Here is an 18,426-nt window from a genome sequence, read left to right as displayed (position 1 = left end):
GGCCCGCTTCGGGGCACTGCTGGACTCCACCGCCCGGCCGACGGGCGACGGAAGGGTGGTGTCGTGGAACCGGTCGATGTCGCGTTCGCTCTGCTGGGCGTCGGTGCGCTGCTGGCCGGGGTGCTGCCCCGGGTGCTGGAGCGACGGCCGCTGTCCATGCCGATCGCGTTCCTCGGGCTCGGCATGCTCGTGTTCGTGCTGCCCACCGGCCTGCCGACGCCGGACCCGCTGCGCTGGCCGGAACTGACCACCCACCTCACCGAGGTCGGGGTGATCGTCGCGTTGATGGGTGCCGGCCTGAAGATCGACCGTCCGTTGAGCTGGGCCCGCTGGTCGTCGACCTGGCGGCTGCTGGCGATCGCCATGCCGCTGTGCATCGCCGCGGTGGCGCTGCTCGGTTGGTGGTGGGCCGGCCTGGTGCCGGCCGCGGCGCTGCTGCTCGGCGCGGCGCTCGCGCCCACCGACCCGGTGCTCGCCTCCGACGTGCAGGTGGGCGAACCGACCGATGTCGAGGACTCGGAGGACGAGGTGCGCTTCGCGCTCACCTCGGAGGCGGGCCTCAACGACGGGCTCGCCTTCCCGTTCGTGTACGCGGCCATCGCGATCGCCACCACCGGGCTCGCCCCGTCCGGCTGGCTGGCCGAGTGGCTCGCCGTGGACGTGGTCTACAAGCTCGGCGCCGGGGTGGGCGGCGGACTGCTCGTCGGGTGGCTGCTCGGCAAGCTGTTCTTCCGCGCCCCGAGCGAACTGCGGCTGGCCCGGCACTCCGAGGGCTTCCTCGCGCTGGCCGCGACGTTCCTCGCGTACGGGCTGGTCGAGGTGATCGGCGGGTACGGCTTCCTGGCCGTGTTCGTGGCCGCCCGCGCGATCCGGGCCGCCGAGCGTACGCACGAGTTCCACTCCGTGCTGCACGACTTCGCCGAGCAGGTGGAGCGGCTACTCACGGTGCTGTTGCTGCTGCTGTTCGGTGGTGCCATGATCGGCGGGCTGCTCGCGCCGCTGACCTGGCCGGCGGCGCTGGTCGGGCTGGCCCTGGTGCTGGTGATCCGGCCGCTGGCCGGGTGGCTGTCGCTGCGCGGGGCGCCGGGCAAGCCGGCCGAGCACTTGGTGATCTCGCTGTTCGGCATCCGCGGCGTCGGCTCGTTCTACTACCTGGCGTACGCCACCAGCAAGACCGACTTCCCGCAGGCGGATCTGGTCTGGGCCATGGTCGGTCTCGTGGTGGTGGTGTCGGTGGTGGCGCACGGCATCGCCGCCACACCGGTCATGCAGTTGCTGGACCGGGAGGGCGAACGCACCAGCGGCAAGGACGCGCCTGCCGGGTCTGCGGCTGCGCCGGTGGGCGCCACCGGCTGAGCGTCCGGGGCGGCGGCAGTCAGCCCAGCCGGGCGGCGAGCGCGCGGCCCAGGTCCCGGCCGGAGCGCCAGGCGGTCTGCACGCGGGGGCGACCGAACGCGTCACCGGCCAGGCCGATCCCGTCGTCGTCCAGGTGAAACGTCGCCTCCCCGGCGTGCGCCGCCGGGGTCGCGTACGTCCAGCGGTGCACGTGCGTCGACACCGCCGGCTCGGGCAGTCCAAGCAGGTCGCGGACCGCCTGCTCGATCGCCGCACGGGCGGCGGTGGGCTGGCGCAGGTGCCCGGCGGCGAACTCGGCGGTGGTGTGCGCGACGAGCACCGGCGCGCCGTCGCCGCGGCGATCACCGTCGTCGCAGACCAGGCTGAGTACGGGGTGGCCGTTGACGAACGCGCCATGGAAGTCCGCCCAGCGGCGGGCCGGGAAGTGCAGCACCCCGGTCAGCGCCGACGACCAGCGCTGCGCGGCCGCCGCCCGGGTCGCCTCGGCCAGCGCCGGGTCCAGCAGCAGCGCGGCCTGCGGGCCGGGCATGGCGAGCACGACCGCCTCGGCCTCGGTGCTGTCCACGCGAGGGCCGGGCTCGACCGTCATCACCAGGCGGTCGTGCGTCACCGGCAGGCCCTCGGCCAGGTGTTCGACGAGCGAGCGCAGCCCGCGCGGGGCGGCCCAGCGCATCGGCCCGCTGACCTGCCTTCGGCCGCCCGGCCCGTACGCGACGAGCGTGTCGGTCCACTCCCGTGCCAGTCCGGCGGCCCGCCACCGCTGCACCACGGCGGCGAAGTCCGGGTCGTCCACGGTGAGGTACGCGGCGCCCAGGTCGGCCGGGCGGCCGTCGAAGCGCTTGCTGGCCATCCGCCCGCCGGTGACCCGGGCCCGTTCGCGCAGCCGTACCGGGACACCGGCCCGCGCCACCTCGGTCGCGCACGCCACCCCGGCGATGCCCGCACCGACCACCACCACGCCTGCCCGCTCCGCCGTCACCAGGTGATCGTAGGCGGCGGGCGGCATGAACCCGCCGGGCCGGGGGTAGTGGTACACCTGTTCGAGGAGAGGTGATCAGCATGGCCGACCGCGCCAGCACCAACGGCAGGAACGTGAACCCGGACGCCGCCGTCAAGGATCCGGACGACTGGGTCACCGGCGACGAGCCGCCCACCGCCGCCCAGGAGTCGTACCTGCACACCCTGGCCCAGGAGGCGGGCGAGCCGGTGCCGGAGGACCTGACCAAGGCCGAGGCGTCCCGGCGGATCGACGAGCTCCAGGCGGAGACCGGCCGGGGCCGCTGAGGTCAGCGCGGGGGCAGGCGGTGCAGCTCGACCCGGTCGAGCCGCCCCGCCGCCACCCGGGCGGTCAGGTAGGTCGCGTACGGCTGCGCCCGCCGGTCGGTGGGTGAACCGGGGTTGAGCAGGCGCAGACCGCCCGGGGCGACGGTGTCCCAGGGGATGTGCGAGTGCCCGAAGACGAGCAGGTCGCGGTCGCCGTACGCGGCGGCGCAACGCTCCTCGCGGCGGGTCTTCGGGCCGGTCTCGTGCACCACGGCGACGCGCAGGCCGTCCAGCTCGGCCCGGGCCACCTCGGGCAGCCGGGCGCGCAGCGCCGGGCCGTCGTTGTTGCCGTACACGGCGATCAGCCGGCGCGACCGCGTCTCCAGCGCGTCCAGCAGCGCCACGTCCACCCAGTCCCCGGCGTGCACCACCACGTCCGCGGCCTCCACCGCCGCCCAGAGCGGCGCCGGAAGATCCCGCGCCCGCTTCGGCACATGGGTGTCCGCCATGATCACGAGTTCCACCCCCTCATCCTCCCCCACCCCGCTCCCTTGCCGAGACGATCATGATGTTGACGGCACCCAGGGAGATCGACTTCGCCGTCAACCTCATGATCGACGCGAGGAGGCGGCGGACTGGGGGGCGGGAGCGCGGGCGGCGGCGTCCGTTATGCGGCCGGCGGCGGTGATCAGACCGATGTGTGAGTACGCCTGCGGGAAGTTGCCGACCTGCTCGCCGGTGACCGGGTCGATCTGCTCGGTGTACAGGCCGAGGTCGTTGGTGCGGGCGGCCAGGCGTTCGAACAGCCGCCGGGCCCGGTCCAGCTCCCCCGCCTCAGCCAGGCAGGCGACCAGCCAGAACGAGCAGATCACGAACCCGGCCGGGTCGCCGTCGAAGCGGAGGAGCAGCCCGTCGCGGGACAGCCGCCGCTCCAGCACGTCCATCGTGGCGCGCATCCGCGGATCGCCCGCCGGCAGGAAACCGACCAGCGGCATGACCAGCACCGAGGCGTCCAGGTCGTCGGAGTCGAACGCCCCGGTGTACGCGCCGACCCGCTCGTTCCAGCCACGGGTGAGCACCGCCGCGCGTACCTCGTCGCGCGCGGCGGCCCAGCGCGCCACGTCGGCGGGCTCGCCGATGCGGGTGCCGAACCGGACGGCCCGGTCCAGCGCGGTCCAGCACTGCACCTTCGACGACACGTAGTGCCGCTCCGGGCCACGCCCCTCCCACATCCCCGCGTCGGGCCGACGCCAGCCGCGCCCGGCCTGGTCGGCGAGCGTGCGCAGCAGATCGCGGACCTCGGGCGACATGGGGTCGAGGTAGTAGCGCATCAGCCAGGCGGCGTCGAGCACCTCGCCCAGGACGTCGTTCTGCCGCTGCCGCCAGGCGTCGTTGCCGACGAGCACCGGGCGGCTGTGCTCGTACCCGGCCAGGTGGTCGAGGTCGTGCTCGGTGAGGTCCCGCTCCCCCTCGACGCCGTACATGACCGGCACCGGCTCGTCGCCGATCCGGCCCATCGCCCGCGCCACCCAGGTGAACTGCCGGTCCGCCTCGTCCGGGCAGGCGGCCCGCCACAGCGCCTGGAGGGTGAGGCTGAAGTCGCGCAGCCACACGTAGCGGTAGTCGTAGTTGCGGTCGCCGCCGAGCCGCTCCGGCACCGAGGTGGTGGCCGCCGCGACGACGGCGCCGCTGGGTGCGTACGTCATGCCCTGCACCGCGAGCGCGCTGCGCCGCACCTCGTCGCGGTACTCGCCCTGGTAGTCGTGCAGCGCCGACCACGACCGCCACCCGGCGACCGTCTCGTCCACCACCTCGGCGGCGTCCGGCAGCGCCGGGGCGGCGCCGGTGTACGCCGGGGCGTACCCGAGGGTGAAGCGGTGGGCGCTGCCGGCGCGGGCGGTGAACCGTCCGGCGGCGGCCCCCTCGACGAGGGTCAGCGGAACGTCGGCGCGCAGCTCCAGCCGGTGGGCGCCGGCGGCGGCGGCCACCACGCCGTCGCGTTCGGACAGGTAGGCGCCGACCCGGCCGTACTCGAAACGCGGCACGTAGTCCACGCGCATCGGCACCTCACCGGTGAGCCCTTCGACCAGGCGGGCGAGCACCCGGGGCGAGCGCTTGCCGATCTCGTGGCCGCGCGCGCCGGACTCCAGCGCCAGCGCGTCGGTGACGGCGACCGCGCCGGTCGCCGTGGTGAAGACGGTACGCAGCACCAGCGAGTCGTCCAGGTAGGACCGGCTACTGGTGGCCGCGCCCTCGGGGCGGATGCTCCAGTACCCGGCATCCTCGTCGAGCAGGCGCCCGAACACCGACGGCGCGTCGAACCGGGGCGGGCACCACCAGTTGACCGCGCCGTCGGTGTCGACCAGGGCCGCGCTGCGCCCGTCGGCGAGGAACCCGTGCTCGCTGATCCGTCGGGTCGGCACGACAGTGCCTACCCAGCCCGGGTGCCGCCATGCCTCGCGACAATCGGTCCCGGTCGGCACGTTACCGCTGCCCGGCGGCGGGAACGCGGCGAGTTGACGAAGGAGGATGCTCATGACCAGACCCTCGACTCCGACCGCGGCCTGGCAACCCGGAATGCCGGGCAGCGACAACCTCCCGTCCGGCCCGGGCGGTCGCCCGACCCCGCCGAGCGGGGACGGGCACGGCCCGCACGCCGGATCGCCGACCGTCACGATCGGCTCGTACCCGGACTATCCGTCCGCCCAGCGCGTGGTGGACTATCTGGCCGACAACCGGTTCCCGGTGGAACGTACCTCGATCGTCGGTACGGACCTCACGCTCGTGGAGACCGTGATGGGACGGCTCACCACGGGCCGGGCGGCCCTGCTCGGGGCCGGCACCGGCGCCTGGTTCGGTTTGTTCATCGGGTTGCTGTTCGGCATCTTCACCGCCGGGAACTGGCTGGCGGTGATCCTGGTCGGGCTGGTGATCGGTGCGATCTGGGGTGCGGTGTTCGGCGCGGTCGCGCACGCGATGACCGGTGGGCAACGTGACTTCACGTCGGCCAGTTCGCTGCGGGCCGCCCAGTACGCGGTGACCGTGGACGCGGAGCTGGCCGGTCAGGCCCAGCAGATGCTCAGCCGGATGCACCTGACACCGACCGGCGCCACCGCCCGCTGACCGGCGGTACGCGACGCGAGGGAGGCCCCGGCGGGGCCTCCCTCGCGTCAGTGGTACGCCTGTTCCCCGGCCCGCAGCGGCACGTCCACCCGGTTCTCCGGCGGGGCCAGCGGGCAGGCCCACCCGTCGTCGTAGGCGCAACTGGGGTTGTAGAGGTAGTTGGCGTCCAGGCGGACCCGGCCGCCGGGCAGCACGGTCAGGCCGCGGCCGAACGTGCCCTTGACCGTGTCGGTGAGGTACCGGCCGCCGCCGTACGATCCGTCGCCGCAGGTGCCGTCGCGCAGCGGCAGGAACAGTCCGCCCCCGTACGCCTCGATCCACCAGAGCGTCAGCGGCCCCCACGGCGTCTCGGCGACCGCCACCCGCCGGTACGCGACCACCCCGTCCGGGCCGCCGGTGTCGATGCGCAGCTCGCCGGAGGCCTGGCGCAACGGCGCCTCCACCACCGCCGACGGGTCGGGCGGGTACCAGCGCAGTCCGGTGAAGCCGGGCCGGTCGGCGGGCGGCACCGGGCTGCTGGGGTGGGTGCGGAACAGCTCGTCGCGCGCGGCCCGGAACCCGGTCAGGTCGAGGTCGGACAGGTAGAGCCGGGCCACCCGCTCCCGCCAGTCGAGCAGGTCGAGATCGTCCATCCCCCGACCCTAGCCGAGCCACCAGTTCAATTTTCGAAGAGTCGACCGAGCCTGGCCTTCCGCACGCGCCAGGAGCACTTGTTTAGATTTTAACTAGTGCTACTCTCGGAGTCATGACGGAGAGCCTGAACGCCGAGCGGACGGCCTGCTGGCGCGCGTACATCGAGTCGAGCCAGCGGCTGTTCACCCGGATCGAGGACGACCTGCGCGCCGACAGCGACCTGAGCTTCGCCGACTACCACGTGCTGGTCCTGCTCTCCGAGGCACCCGGCCAGCGGAGACGCATGGGTGAGCTGGCCGACCGGCTGGTGTTCTCGCCGAGCCGGCTGACCTACCAGATCACCACGATGCGCAAGCGCGGCCTGGTGGCAAAGGAGGCCTGTCCGGCGGACCGGCGCGGCAGCGAGGCCGTGCTCACCGCGGCCGGCCTGCTCGCCCTGCGCGAGGCCGCGCCGCACCACCTGCGCTCCGTCCGCGCCCACCTGATCGACGACCTCGACGACGCCGAGGTCGCCTGCCTCACCCGGGTCTTCGAGCGGCTCGGCCGGCGCCTGCGCGCCGACCACACCGCGTCGTCCACCCCGGCCGACAAGTAGGGAGCCCCGCGATGCCCGCGATCACCGTCGACGACGTCCTCGTCCTGCCCCGCCTGCCGCAGCTCGGCGAGGCCACCGAATACCGCCCGGTCCGCCGGGTCACCACCGCCCCCAGCGGGTACGAGGGCGAAGGCTTCCCGGTCCGCCGGGCTTTCGCCGGGGTGCCGATGACCGAGCTGGACCCGTTCATCCACCTCGACCAGATGGGCGAGGTCGACTACGCGCCGGGCGAGCCGAAGGGCACCTCCTGGCACCCGCACCGCGGCTTCGAGACGGTGACCTACATGATCGACGGGATCATGGACCACCAGGACTCGACCGGGGGCGGCGGCACCATCACCGACGGCGACACCCAGTGGATGACGGCCGGCAGTGGCCTGCTCCACATCGAGGCGCCGCCGGAGCACCTGGTGACGAGCGGCGGGCTGTTCCACGGCCTGCAGCTCTGGGTCAACCTGCCCAGCGTCGCCAAGATGAGCGCGCCCCGCTACCAGGACATCCGCGGCCGGGAGTCGGCGCTGCTGACCACGCCCGACGGTGGCGGCCTGATCCGGGTCATCGCCGGCGAGGTGGCCGGGCACCAGGGTCCGGGCTCGACGCACACGCCGATCACCATCGCGCACGTCACGTTGCAGCCCGGTGCCGAGCTGAGCCTGCCGTGGCGGTCGGACTTCAACGCGCTGGTGTACGTCCTGGCCGGTCGTGGCACCGTCGGCACCGACCGGCGGCCGATCCACCTCGGCCAGCTCGCCGTGCACGGGCCCGGTGAGGCGCTGCGGATCACCGCCGACCGGACGCAGGACTCCAACGCCCCGGCGCTGGAGCTGTACCTGATGGGCGGCCGGCCGATCCGCGAGCCGGTGGCGCACTACGGCCCGTTCGTGATGAACACCCGCGCCGAGCTGATCCAGGCGGTCGAGGACTTCCAGGCCGGTCGGCTCGGAGTGATCCCGACCGGGCGGGTGCCGCACACCGACGGCCAGGGTGACCGGCCCTGACCTGCTCCGGGCGCCCCGGTTCGCCGGGGCGCCCGGCTCCCCCTCCACCGCCTACTCGCGGTCGGTCACGGTGTTCGGCGACGGCGACCCCCCGGCGTGAGTAGGGGCTTTCGTCTGTGCTGGGTCAGCCGACCGGACCGATGCGCTTCGCGAGGTCTACGAAGCCTTGCCAGACAGCCGGCTTGAAGACGAGCGCCGACCCTGCCGGGTCCTTGGAGTCCCGCACGCCGACGATGCCGGGCAGGTTGTCCGCTACCTCCACACAATTACCGCCGCCGGAGCCGCTGCGGGATGACTTGCGCCAGTGAGCGCCGATCAGGTCCACGAGTTCACAACTTCCTTCATCAGCTCGATCGAGTGGCGGCGGGGCAGGGCCTCGTTGCGGACCGTCTCCCACCTCGTCATCAGAGTATCCACATCGGCTGGTTTCTCGATGACCACCCCGCCGAGCTGGTTCTCCATCTCCCCTAGCCACGTGTGCTCTGGCGAGCGCGCGAGACTGAAGGGCCCAGTCAAGCCGACGTGCATACTGATGTCGTCTGGCAGTACGTGCACGCTGATGTTCGGTCGTTCCGCGAGCGCTATCAAGTGCTTTATCTGGGCCGCCATGACTTGCCGGAAGTCCTCGCCCGCCCGGCGTAGCACCGCCTCGGCGATGACGGCTATGAACTGCGGCGCGTTACCCCCGGTGAGGATCACTTGCCGTTCCATCCGATCGGCTAGCCTGCGGTCGACCTCGTCATCGGTGAGCGTGTCGTCGCATCGGATGACGGCGCGCGCGTAATCCGCCGTCTGCAGCAGGCCGGGGACGAGCGACGGTTGCCAGCACCGGAGCTGCGTAGCGGTGCGCTCCGCGTCGAGCCAAGGCAGAAACCACGACGGTACGCCCAGCTTCTCCACCATGCGCTCAAACATCCCGCCCGTGGTGAGGGCCCGGTCGCCGCCCTTGATGAAGTCCATAGTGAGGGCACGCGTTCCGCCTTCCACCGCGCTGACGTGCGAAGCGCTGAAGCCTGCGGCCCGCCCGAACGCCTCTTGCGTCATCCCGGCCGCCCCTCGGGCCCGGCGGATCTCGGTGACGATGAACAGCGCGAGCGGGTGCGGCAAGTCAGCCATCAGCGGTCCTCAAACCTTGAGATCAACTATTCACGCCTCTACAGGTCGGCAGCTGGCCGCCCGGCCCTGCCCAGCTGCGCGAAGGGCCTTCCGAGGGTAGCGGCCTCCACACCAGAGTGTCACCAGCGGAACCGCTTGCGGAGCACAAGCCGGGGGCGGAACCGGGCGGAGCCGTCCCGGGAAGGGGCGGGGCGGCTCCGCACGCTCATCGACCCGAAGGAGACCACTCGTGCGAGTCCGTTTCTGGCACCGTGACCCCGATTCGCCGAGGCCCGGCCCGCGCCCGGCACCACAGCGCCCGGCTTGGGCCACCGCCCCGACCGACGTCTTCCCGACCACGTGTCCCGGCCGCGCCGGCAACCTGACACCGGCCCAGATGTACCGGGCGAACGGGGGCCGGTCGTGATCTCGTCCATGCTGCCGTTGCCGTCCCCCGGCCCCACACCTGACCGGCCGCGCTACCGAACCGAGACGGTCCCGCCGCACACACCGCTGCGCCCGGTGTGGGCGTGCCGGTCGTGCGGCAACCCGTGGCCGTGCCCGGACGCCCGCCTGCTGCTCCGGGCCGAGTACGAGGACAACCCACCGGGCCTGTCGATCTACCTGACCGGGCTGATGTTCGAGGCGATGCGCGACCTGTATCACCTCAACCCGCACGACGGGCAGAGCCCGCGCGAGATGTTCGACCGCTTCGTCTCCTGGGGTCCGTTCCGTAAGCCCGCAACCGAGCCGAGGCCGTCGGCTGATCGCGCATAGATTCCCGCCTGCTGCCGGCCCGACCAAGCGGCGACGGACGGGTGCACAAGCACCACCCCCGCACAGGAACCATCGGAGCGGACATCCATCTCCGCACAACGAGAGCACCGGAAGGGACCGCAATGACTGTCACCACAAGCACGTCGGCGACGATCGCCGCCGACCCTCAAACGCTGGTCGACGCCGAGACGTTCGGCAAGCTGGTCGACTACTTCGCCGCCGACACGCACGTCACCCGGGCCTACGCGGAACAGGCCGTCGAGCAGTTCCTGATCTTCTTGAAGGCGCATGCCGACAACGTGACGAGCGAGGGCTTCGGGATGCCGTTGCCGGACGGGTCGATCGGTCGCGTCGTGCCGACCCTCCCGGTCGACGCCGTATGGCACTCCGTGCTGCAGCACACCGTCCCGTACGCCGCCGCGTGCGAGCAGATCGCCGGAGGCTTCGTCCACCACATCCCCGTCCTGACCGAAGGGATGATGGACGGCACCGCTGCGACCTTCACGCTGGCGGCCCTGCACAAGACCGGCTTCCGGGTCGACATGGAATTCTGGTACGGCGAGGCCGAGTCGTGCTGCCCGCCCAACCCGCCGCAGGCCGGCGGCGGCAGGTAACTCCCGAGAGGTAACCCATGCGCAGCGAATGGTCTGCTCTGCCCAAGGGGGTAAGGACCGAGATCGCCGAGCGAGTCGGCGGTGTCGTCGCCGTGAACCCGGCTCCGACGGGCAACCATGCGGAGATCGCATCGACCGTCGTCGGCTCGTCCGGCAAGGTCTTCGTCAAGGCCGCCTCGAACGGGCTGGGCGTACAAACGCTGCGCTACGAGCTGGTGGCGACCAGAGCGGTCAACTGGTTCCCGCCGGCCGTCCTGTGGCACTTCGAGTGCAACGGCTGGTTCGTGGTGGGGGTCGAACATCTGGACGGCCCTCACCCCGACCTGGCTCCCGGAAGCCCGGACCTGGATCTCCTCCAGGCGGCCCTGAAGGCCCTTCAAGACACACCGGCCCCGACCGGAACCTGGTTCACCCCGGCCGGCCGCCTCGGACTCGCCCTTCCGGAGATGGAAGGCGGGGCGCTCGTCCACTCCGACATGAACCCGACCAATCTCATTCTGACCTCGGGCGGCCTACGGATCGTCGACTGGGCATGGATGACCAAGGCCGCCGCATGGGTGGAGCTGGCTCTACTCGCGCCGTGGTTGATCGGCAGCGGCCACAGCCCGGCGCAGGCCGAGGAGTGGCTGGGCCAATTTCCCGCGTGGCCCTCCGTCCGCAGCATGGTTCTCGACTCCTTCGCCGCCGTGAACGCCGCGAAGTGGAAGGCCAAGGCCGAGCAGAACAATGACGGATGGATACACGACCTCGCGGCCTGGATGGGCCAATGGGCCGACCACCGGAGCCGGCCCTGACCTGCTCCGGGCGCCCCGGGCGCGGCCTCAGGACACGGCGAAGATGCCGGCCACCCCGAGGATCACCATCAACAGGACCGCCACCAGCGCACCCCGCTCCCCCTCCACCGCCTGCCGGTGGTCGTCGGTCACGGTGTTCGTCGTCTCGGCGGGCATGCGGTGCCTCCTCGGTTCGCGATCCAGGGGTCCGGCGCACCCCTGACGCGCACCGACGCCGACCTGCTGCTCGACGTGCGGGGCCCTGCCGGGGGTCCTACCGTGTGAGGACGTCGTCGACCTCGGGGGTGAAGCGTGACTCTGCGGGACTGGTTCCTCACCGCACAGGAACGCGCCAACCCGGCATCTGAGTTACCCGTCTGGGCCGATGGAAACCTCGCCGAGCCGCTGATTCACGGTGCCGCGTACTTCGAACGCCTGGTCAGCGAGGTGGAGTCGCTCTCGGCGGGCGACCACCTGTTCTTCACCGACTGGCGGGGTGACCCGGACGAGCGGCTGCGCCCCGACGGCCCGACGGTGGCGCAGTTGTTCGCCCAGGCCGCCCAGCGCGGGGTGATCGTCAAGGGCCTGATCTGGCGCTCCCACCTCGACACGCTCTCCTACAGCGAGGCGGAGAACCGCGACCTCAGCGAGGCGATCGGCGCGGCCGGCGGCGAGGTGCTGCTCGACCAGCGGGTCCGGCGCGGCGGCTCACACCACCAGAAGCTCGTGGTGCTGCGCCGTCCCGGCGACCCGCGCCGCGACATCGCGTTCGCCGGGGGCATCGACCTGTGCCACAGCCGTCGCGACGACGCGAGCCACTCCGGCGACCCGCAGCCGGTCGGCATGTCGCCCCGGTACGGCCCCACCCCGCCCTGGCACGACGTGCAGCTCGCGGTGCGCGGGCCGGTGGTCGGGGCGCTCGACACCACGTTCCGGGAGCGGTGGACCGACCCGATGCCGCTGGACTCGGAGAACCCGATCGCGTACCTGCGGGACCGGCTGCGCGGCTCCGACCTGCGCCCGGACCCGTTGCCCGAGCAGCCCGCCGACCCGCCGCCCTGCGGGCCGCACCACGTGCAGGTGCTGCGCACCTACCCGGCGGTGCGGCCCCGCTACTCCTTCGCCCCGGACGGCGAGCGCACGGTGGCCCGCGGCTACACCAAGGCGGTACGCCGGGCCCGGCGGCTGATCTACCTGGAGGACCAGTACCTCTGGTCGACCGAGGTGGCGGAGTTGTTCGCGCAGGCGCTGCACGAGCATCCGGACCTGCACCTGGTGGCGGTCGTGCCCCGGCACCCCGACGTGGACGGCCGGCTGGCGCTGCCGCCGAACACGGTCGGCCGGGAGCAGGCGCTGTCGCTGTGCCACCGGGCCGCGCCGGAGCGGGTGCACGTCTTCGACGTGGAGAACCACGACGGCACGCCGGTGTACGTGCACGCCAAGGTCTGCGTGGTGGACGACGTCTGGGCCAGCGTGGGCAGCGACAACTTCAACCGCCGGTCCTGGACGCACGACAGCGAGCTGTCCTGCGCGGTGCTCGACGACACCCGCGACGAGCGGGCGCCGGCCGACCCGGCCGGGCTGGGCGACGGCGCCCGTGTGTTCGCCCGCGACCTGCGGCTGCGGCTGTGGCGCGAGCACCTGGACCGCGATCCCGGCGGCGCGCAGGACGACGACCTGCTGGACCCGGCGAACGCGGTGGCGGCGGTCACCGCGGCGGCCGACGAGCTGGACCGCTGGCACGCCGGGGGCCGGACCGGTCCCCGTCCGCCGGGCCGGTTGCGGCCGCACCGCCCGGAGCGGTTGCCCTGGCGTACGCGGCTCTGGGCGCTGCCCGCGTACCGGCTGGTCTACGACCCGGACGGCAGGCCGCTACCGGCCCGGCGGGCCGGCACCTGGTGAAGGTCCGCCGGCTCGTGCGGCACGTCCGGGCGGGCCGGGTAGGCGAACGAGACCCGCGGCGAGTAGAAGCCCCAGCAGATGTGCAGCGGGTTGGCCGGCCGCAGCGCGTGGACCGGGTGCTCCGGCACCGGGAACTCCACCGACTCGACCTCGAACGGCGACACCGGCTCGGCCACGTACGGGTAGTCGGTGACGATCAGCTCGCCGTCGTGGCGGGTGAGGTAGCGGTGGTGGCCGTAGTGCGCCGCGGTGCCGGTGTGCCCGACCCGGGCGGTGACCCGGATCAGCAGCGTGCCGTCGGCGGCGCGGGTCTCGGCGGTGAGCTGGTCGCCCCGCAGGTCGAGGCGGGTCTCTCCGGCCGCGGCCGGTACGCCTCGTGCGGCGGCGTACCGCCGGACCCGCTCGCTGGAGGCGAGGTAGTGCGTCCACCAGCCGCCCGGCGTCTCGCCGTCGGGCGGGTCCATGTCCGCCAGTGAGACTCCCAGGTAGGTCAGCGAGTACGCCCCGAAGCCCGAGGTCTGCGTCTCGTCGTCGACCACGTACTGGTTGACGAACACCTGGCGCTGCGGGTGCGGGCGCAGACCCGCGGGCAGCAGTGTGTCGACCGCGCCGGGGTCCGCCGGGAGCCAACTGAACAGCAGGGTCCGGGCGTTGATGACGAGCTGTGGCGCGGCGGGATCCAGCACGGTGCCTCCGTTGACGTGTCGCTACGGACGCTACGGGCGGCCCTGTCGGCGGGACAACGACAGAAAGGCGACACTTCGCCCGCCCTGTCGGATTCCACGTTGACCGGTCGGGGTACGACCGAGGCCGACCGGTCGACGTCATCCGCCGCCCCGCCGAGCGTGATATAGACCCATTCACGTCCTTTTCTGGCCGCTTACACCTTAAGTGCATCGTACTTTCGGCTAGATTTCCGCAGGACGATCGGGCTATGGTGACTTCCGAACGTACGACCGACACCTAAACCTAAGCGTCACGTCTTTTTTCTTCCGTGGACGAGGTGCAGGGAGGACCACCCATGACCGCTCCCACGATCAGCGCCCCGGCGACCACGCCGGCCGCCTCCGCGAAGCTCGCCCCCCGCTCCCTCACCGACAGCGCCGCCGACCTGCTCGCCGCGATGGCCGCGCTGCCCGCCGACCACCCGTCCCGGCCGGCGCTGCGCGACCGCGCCATCGAGGCGTGGCTGCCGCTGGCGAACCACCTGGCCCACCGCTACAGCGGCCGGGGCGAGCCCAACGACGACCTGGCGCAGACCGCGGCGATCGGCCTGATCAAGGCGATCGACAAGTTCGACCCGTCACGCGGCGTCGACTTCGCCGGCTACGCCATCCCCACCATCATCGGCGAGCTGAAGCGCCACTTCCGCGACCGCACCTGGGACATCCGGGTGCCGCGCCGGCTCCAGGAGCTGCGCCTGGCGATCTCCGACGCCAACAGCACACTGCTCCAGACGCTCGGCCGCTCGCCGACGGTCGCCGACATCGCCGCCCACCTCAAGCTCACCGAGGAAGAGGTGCTGGAGGGCCTGGAGGGCGCCCGCGCGTACAATGCGGTGTCGCTGTCCACCCCGACCGGCGACGGCGAGCGGGCCACCGAGCTGGGCGACCTGCTCGGCGGCGAAGACGGCGAGTTCGAGCTGGCCGAGATGCGGGTGGCCCTCGGCCCGGCGCTCGCCACGCTCGACCAGCGCGAGCAGAAGATCCTCACGCTGCGCTTCTACGGCAACCTGACCCAGTCGCAGATCGCCGAGCAGATCGGCGTCTCGCAGATGCACGTGTCCCGGCTCCTGGCCCGGGCCCTCACCAAGCTGCGCGGGCAGCTCGACGGGACGTACTAGCAAGGAGGGCGGCGGCCGGGTCGGCGGACCCGGTGCGGCGGCCCACCCGGCCCGGTCGGCGGTGCGCCGGCCGGGCCGTTCCGCGTCCCGGGGGTGACGCGGACCGTCCGGCGGCGCGGTGCGAGAGTGGGCCGGTGCTCGCCGACATCCCGCTCGACCTGCCGGTGCGCCCGGTCCTGCCGGCGCTCGTCGGCGCGCTGCGCGAGCGCGGCGCCGCCGTCCTGGTGGCGCCGCCGGGCACCGGCAAGACCACCACCGCGCCGCTCGCCGTCGCCGACGCGGTCACCGGCCGCGTGGTGATCGCCCAGCCTCGGCGGGTGGCCGCCCGCGCCGCCGCGCACCGGATGGCCGCCCTGCTCGGCGAGCGGGTCGGCGACCGGATCGGGTACGCGGTGCGCGGCGAGCGCCGGACCGGACCCCGTACCCGGGTCGAGGTGGTGACCACCGGCCTGCTGGTCCGCCGCCTGCACCACGATCCGGAGCTGCCGGGCGTGGACGCGGTCCTGCTCGACGAGTGCCACGAACGGCACCTCGACGCCGACCTGGCGCTGGCGTTCAGCGTCGAGGCCCGCGCGACGCTGCGCCCGGACCTGTGGCTGCTGGCGATGTCGGCCACTCCGCGGACGGACCGCTTCGCCGCGCTGCTCGGCACCGGCGGACCCGCCCCCGTGGTACGCGCCGAGGCAGCGCTGCATCCGGTCGAGCGGGTGTGGGCACCACCGCCGCGCCCGGTGACGCCGCCCGGTGCCGGGCGGGTCGATCCGGCGCTGCTCGACCACGTGGCCGCCACCGTGCGCCGGGCGCTGCGTGAACGCGACGGCGACGTGCTCGTCTTCCTGCCCGGCGCGGGTGAGATCGCCGCCGTCGCGGGCCGCCTGGCCGGTCTGCGCGAGGTCGTGGTGCTGCCGTTGCACGGACGGCTGCCGGGGCCCGCCCAGGACGCGGCGCTCACCCCTGCCGCCGGGCGGCGCGTGGTGCTCGCGACAGCGGTGGCGGAGAGCAGCCTGACAGTGCCCGGCGTACGGGTGGTGGTGGACGCCGGACTGAGCCGGGTGCCCCGCACCGACCTGGCCCGAGGGCTGGGTTCGCTGGTCACAGTGCCGGTGTCGCGGGCGGGCGCCACCCAACGCGCCGGCCGGGCCGGACGGGAGGCCCCCGGGGCGGTCTACCGCTGCTGGTCGGAGGCGACGCACGCGCGGCTCGCCCCGCAGCCCGAACCGGAGATCGCCACCGCCGACCTGACCGGGTTCGCGCTGGAACTGGCGGCCTGGGGCACACCGGACGGTGCCGGGCTGGCGCTGCCCGACCCACCGCCGCCGGCCGCGCTCACAGTGGCGCGGGAGACGCTCACCACGCTCGGCGCGGTGGACCACGACGGCCGGATCACGGCCCGGGGGCGGGCGGTCGCAGCGGCCGGTACGCATCCCCGGCTGGCACGGGCTCTGCTGGACGGTGCTGTCCGGGTGGGTGCCGAGCGGGCCGCCCAGGTGGTGGCGATCCTCGGCGAGGACACGCTGGGCGGCACGGGAGACGACCTGCCCGCCCGCTGGCGGCGACTGCGTGACGGCGCCGATCCGGCCGCCACCGCGCGCTGGCGCACCGAGGTACGCCGCCTGCGCGCCGCCCTGCCCACCGACGGCGCGGACGAGCGGGAGCGTCTGCCGGACGATCTGGCCGCGGGGCTGCTCGCCGGGCTGGCGTACCCGGAACGGCTGGCCCGGGCGCGGCGGCCGGGCGGGTCCGCGTACCTGATGGCCGGCGGGACCGCCGCGGAGCTGGCGCCCGGGTCGGGGCTGGCCGGAGCGGCGTGGCTGGCCGTCGCGGTGGCCGACCGCTCCCCCGGTGCGCCCGCCGCCCGGGTGCGGCTGGCCGCGCCGATCGACGAGGCGACCGCCCGGGAGGCCGGGGCGGCGCTGCTGGACGCCGCACGGGAGGTGGCCTGGTCCGGCGGTGACGTGGTGGCCCGCGAGGTGGTCCGGCTCGGCGCTGTCGAACTGGTCGACCGGCCGCTCACCGCGCCGGACCCGGAGCTGGTCGCGGCGGCGCTGCTGGACGGGCTGCGGCAGGAGGGGCCGGGGCTGCTGCGCTGGACGCCGGACGCGACCGGGCTGCGCCGCCGGCTGGCGTTCTGCCGCCAGGCGCTCGGCGACGGCTGGCCGGACGTCTCCGACGCGGCGCTGCTCGCCCGCGCCGGGGAGTGGCTGGGCCCGGAGCTGGCCCGCGCCCGGCGCCGGGCCGACCTGCACCGGGTGGACGTGGCGGCGGCGCTGCGGCGGCTGCTGGACTGGCGGCAGGCGGCGCGGCTGGACGAGCTGGCCCCGGAGCGGGTGGCGGTGCCCAGCGGGTCTCGGATCCGGGTCGACTACGCCGACCCGGCCGCCCCGGTGCTGGCGGTCAAGCTCCAGGAGACGTTCGGCTGGCGGGACGTGCCGCGCATCGCCGACGGGCGGGTGCCGGTGCTGCTGCACCTACTTTCCCCCGCCGGGCGGCCGGTGGCGGTCACCGCCGACCTGGCGTCGTTCTGGCGCACCGGATATCCGCAGGTGCGGGCGGAGTTGCGCGGACGCTACCCGCGTCATCCCTGGCCGGAGGATCCGACCACCGCCGAGCCGACCCGGCGGGCGGCGCCACGCCGGCGGTGACCGCCTACTCCTCGACGACGTCGGCGATCACGACGGTGATGTTGTCCGGGCCGCCGGCCCGTAGTGCCAGGTCGATCAGCCGGGTCGCGCAGGCGTCGCGTTCCGGCTGCTCGCTGAACACCTCGGTGAGCGTGTCCGCGCGCACCACGTTGGAGAGACCGTCGCTGCACAGCAGCCAGCGGTCACCCGCCCGGGGCACCATCGTGGCGTACGACGGGGACACCTCGTCGCCCTGCAACGCCTGGGTCACCACCGCGCGGCGAGGGTGGCTGCTGGCCTGCTCGGCGGTGATGACGCCCTGGTCGACGAGCATCTGCACGAACGTGTCGTCGCGGGTGACCTGCTTGAGCACGCCCTCGCGGTAGAGATAGGCCCGGGAGTCGCCGACGTGCGCCAGCGCGAGGCAGCTGCCGGTGCGGGCGAACAGCAGCGCGGTGAGCGTCGTGCCCATGCCCTGGCGCTCCGGGTCCTCCTCGACGGCCTGACGGATCCGCGAGGTGGCCAGTTCGATCCCGCCCTGGAGCGCGGCGACGAGGGCGTCCTCCGGCGTCTCCACGTCCAGCGGGACGATCGCGTCGATGGCGATGCGGCTGGCCAGGTCGCCGGCCGCCATGCCGCCCATGCCGTCGGCGACCGCGACGAGCCAGGCGCCGGCGTGCTGTGCGTCCTGGTTGCCGCTGCGGATCAGCCCACGGTCGCTCGCTCCGACGGAACGAAGCTTCAGGGTCATGGGTCGCAGCCTGCCAGGTCGAGGGCTCGGATGTCTCTAGGAGATCACTGACATCGTACGTGGCGCGCCGAATCCCGCCGCG

The 18,426-nt window shown here is 73.5% G+C and carries 20 protein-coding genes; 11 read left to right on the top strand and 9 right to left on the bottom strand.

Translation table 11 applies throughout. The annotated features are described in order from the left end of the window. Window positions 1-63 precede the first annotated feature (63 nt). A complete protein-coding gene (locus C569_RS0106355; protein ID WP_018784958.1) occupies window positions 64-1,356 on the top strand; it encodes a sodium:proton antiporter in 1,293 nt (430 codons plus the stop codon). Between the two features lie 19 nt (window positions 1,357-1,375). Here the strand turns inward: C569_RS0106355 and C569_RS0106350 are convergent, their stop codons facing one another. Then, window positions 1,376-2,362 carry an NAD(P)/FAD-dependent oxidoreductase gene (locus C569_RS0106350; protein WP_196806690.1) on the bottom strand — a complete coding sequence of 329 codons (987 nt, stop codon included), beginning with the start codon at window positions 2,360-2,362 and terminating at the stop codon, window positions 1,376-1,378. A 53-nt stretch (window positions 2,363-2,415) separates the two neighbouring features. Between C569_RS0106350 and C569_RS0106345 the strand changes: the two genes are divergently transcribed. Continuing rightward, a complete protein-coding gene (locus C569_RS0106345; protein WP_026267773.1) occupies window positions 2,416-2,640 on the top strand; it encodes a DUF3072 domain-containing protein in 225 nt (74 codons plus the stop codon). 2 nt (window positions 2,641-2,642) lie between these two features. Here C569_RS0106345 and C569_RS0106340 read toward each other — a convergent pair whose 3' ends face one another. After that, the gene (locus tag C569_RS0106340) at window positions 2,643-3,143 is read right to left on the bottom strand and encodes a metallophosphoesterase (protein WP_018784955.1); all 501 of its coding nucleotides are present in this window, start codon (window positions 3,141-3,143) and stop codon (window positions 2,643-2,645) included. 84 nt (window positions 3,144-3,227) lie between these two features. Further along, window positions 3,228-5,042 (bottom strand): glycoside hydrolase family 15 protein, encoded by a 1,815-nt coding sequence (locus C569_RS0106335; RefSeq protein ID WP_018784954.1) that lies wholly within the window; start codon window positions 5,040-5,042, stop codon window positions 3,228-3,230. A 112-nt stretch (window positions 5,043-5,154) separates the two neighbouring features. Here C569_RS0106335 and C569_RS0106330 point away from each other — a divergent pair, with 112 nt between their 5' ends. Next, window positions 5,155-5,742, top strand: coding sequence for a general stress protein (locus tag C569_RS0106330; protein WP_026267772.1), 588 nt, complete (start codon window positions 5,155-5,157; stop codon window positions 5,740-5,742). A 47-nt stretch (window positions 5,743-5,789) separates the two neighbouring features. Here the strand turns inward: C569_RS0106330 and C569_RS0106325 are convergent, their stop codons facing one another. Further along, window positions 5,790-6,374 carry a DUF1684 domain-containing protein gene (locus C569_RS0106325; RefSeq protein ID WP_018784952.1) on the bottom strand — a complete coding sequence of 195 codons (585 nt, stop codon included), beginning with the start codon at window positions 6,372-6,374 and terminating at the stop codon, window positions 5,790-5,792. 113 nt (window positions 6,375-6,487) lie between these two features. On the opposite strand from C569_RS0106325, the gene C569_RS0106320 reads away from it, so the two are divergent. After that, the gene (locus tag C569_RS0106320) at window positions 6,488-6,970 is read left to right on the top strand and encodes a MarR family winged helix-turn-helix transcriptional regulator (protein ID WP_018784951.1); all 483 of its coding nucleotides are present in this window, start codon (window positions 6,488-6,490) and stop codon (window positions 6,968-6,970) included. An 11-nt stretch (window positions 6,971-6,981) separates the two neighbouring features. Continuing rightward, the gene (locus C569_RS0106315; protein ID WP_018784950.1) at window positions 6,982-7,968 is read left to right on the top strand and encodes a pirin family protein; all 987 of its coding nucleotides are present in this window, start codon (window positions 6,982-6,984) and stop codon (window positions 7,966-7,968) included. 124 nt (window positions 7,969-8,092) lie between these two features. Here C569_RS0106315 and C569_RS0106305 read toward each other — a convergent pair whose 3' ends face one another. Together C569_RS0106305 and C569_RS0106300 are read right to left on the bottom strand one after the other, a co-directional pair. Further along, window positions 8,093-8,293 carry a DUF397 domain-containing protein gene (locus C569_RS0106305; protein WP_018784948.1) on the bottom strand — a complete coding sequence of 67 codons (201 nt, stop codon included), beginning with the start codon at window positions 8,291-8,293 and terminating at the stop codon, window positions 8,093-8,095. Continuing rightward, the gene (locus tag C569_RS0106300) at window positions 8,284-9,084 is read right to left on the bottom strand and encodes a helix-turn-helix transcriptional regulator (RefSeq protein WP_018784947.1); all 801 of its coding nucleotides are present in this window, start codon (window positions 9,082-9,084) and stop codon (window positions 8,284-8,286) included. The genes C569_RS0106305 and C569_RS0106300 overlap by 10 nt, the downstream gene beginning before the upstream one ends. Window positions 9,085-9,498: 414 nt before the next feature. Between C569_RS0106300 and C569_RS0106295 the strand changes: the two genes are divergently transcribed. The 3 genes from C569_RS0106295 to C569_RS0106285 all read left to right on the top strand — a co-directional run bounded on the left by C569_RS0106295 (window position 9,499) and on the right by C569_RS0106285 (window position 11,248). After that, window positions 9,499-9,840, top strand: coding sequence for a hypothetical protein (locus tag C569_RS0106295; RefSeq protein WP_036345285.1), 342 nt, complete (start codon window positions 9,499-9,501; stop codon window positions 9,838-9,840). Window positions 9,841-9,962: 122 nt separating this feature from the next. After that, window positions 9,963-10,454, top strand: coding sequence for a hypothetical protein (locus C569_RS0106290; RefSeq protein ID WP_018784945.1), 492 nt, complete (start codon window positions 9,963-9,965; stop codon window positions 10,452-10,454). Between the two features lie 17 nt (window positions 10,455-10,471). Beyond that, window positions 10,472-11,248, top strand: a complete 777-nt coding sequence (locus C569_RS0106285) for an aminoglycoside phosphotransferase (protein ID WP_026267771.1) — start codon at window positions 10,472-10,474, stop codon at window positions 11,246-11,248. A gap of 27 nt (window positions 11,249-11,275) precedes the next feature. Here C569_RS0106285 and C569_RS34720 read toward each other — a convergent pair whose 3' ends face one another. Beyond that, window positions 11,276-11,404, bottom strand: coding sequence for a hypothetical protein (locus C569_RS34720; RefSeq protein ID WP_018784943.1), 129 nt, complete (start codon window positions 11,402-11,404; stop codon window positions 11,276-11,278). A gap of 135 nt (window positions 11,405-11,539) precedes the next feature. Between C569_RS34720 and C569_RS0106275 the strand changes: the two genes are divergently transcribed. Then, a complete protein-coding gene (locus C569_RS0106275; protein ID WP_018784942.1) occupies window positions 11,540-13,129 on the top strand; it encodes a phospholipase D-like domain-containing protein in 1,590 nt (529 codons plus the stop codon). On the opposite strand, the gene C569_RS0106270 is transcribed toward C569_RS0106275, so the two are convergent. Further along, entirely contained in the window at window positions 13,078-13,815 is a 738-nt protein-coding gene (locus tag C569_RS0106270) for a hypothetical protein (protein ID WP_018784941.1), read from the bottom strand. The two genes, C569_RS0106275 and C569_RS0106270, sit on opposite strands and share 52 nt — an antisense overlap. A 335-nt stretch (window positions 13,816-14,150) precedes the next feature. Here C569_RS0106270 and C569_RS0106265 point away from each other — a divergent pair, with 335 nt between their 5' ends. Continuing rightward, complete coding sequence (locus C569_RS0106265) at window positions 14,151-14,972, top strand: SigB/SigF/SigG family RNA polymerase sigma factor (RefSeq protein WP_018784940.1); 822 nt, start codon at window positions 14,151-14,153, stop codon at window positions 14,970-14,972. Between the two features lie 134 nt (window positions 14,973-15,106). Beyond that, window positions 15,107-17,614, top strand: a complete 2,508-nt coding sequence (gene hrpB, locus C569_RS0106260) for an ATP-dependent helicase HrpB (protein WP_018784939.1) — start codon at window positions 15,107-15,109, stop codon at window positions 17,612-17,614. Window positions 17,615-17,618: 4 nt separating this feature from the next. Here the strand turns inward: hrpB and C569_RS0106255 are convergent, their stop codons facing one another. Continuing rightward, on the bottom strand, window positions 17,619-18,344 hold the full coding sequence (locus C569_RS0106255) for a PP2C family serine/threonine-protein phosphatase (protein ID WP_018784938.1): 726 nt from the start codon (window positions 18,342-18,344) through the stop codon (window positions 17,619-17,621). Window positions 18,345-18,426 lie beyond the last annotated feature (82 nt).

Origin of the sequence: Micromonospora sp. CNB394 (genome assembly GCF_000374985.1) — a bacterium.
Classification (GTDB): domain Bacteria; phylum Actinomycetota; class Actinomycetes; order Mycobacteriales; family Micromonosporaceae; genus Micromonospora; species Micromonospora marina.
Note: the sequence above shows the minus strand (reverse complement) of the source record. Positions and strands in the feature narration are given on the sequence as shown.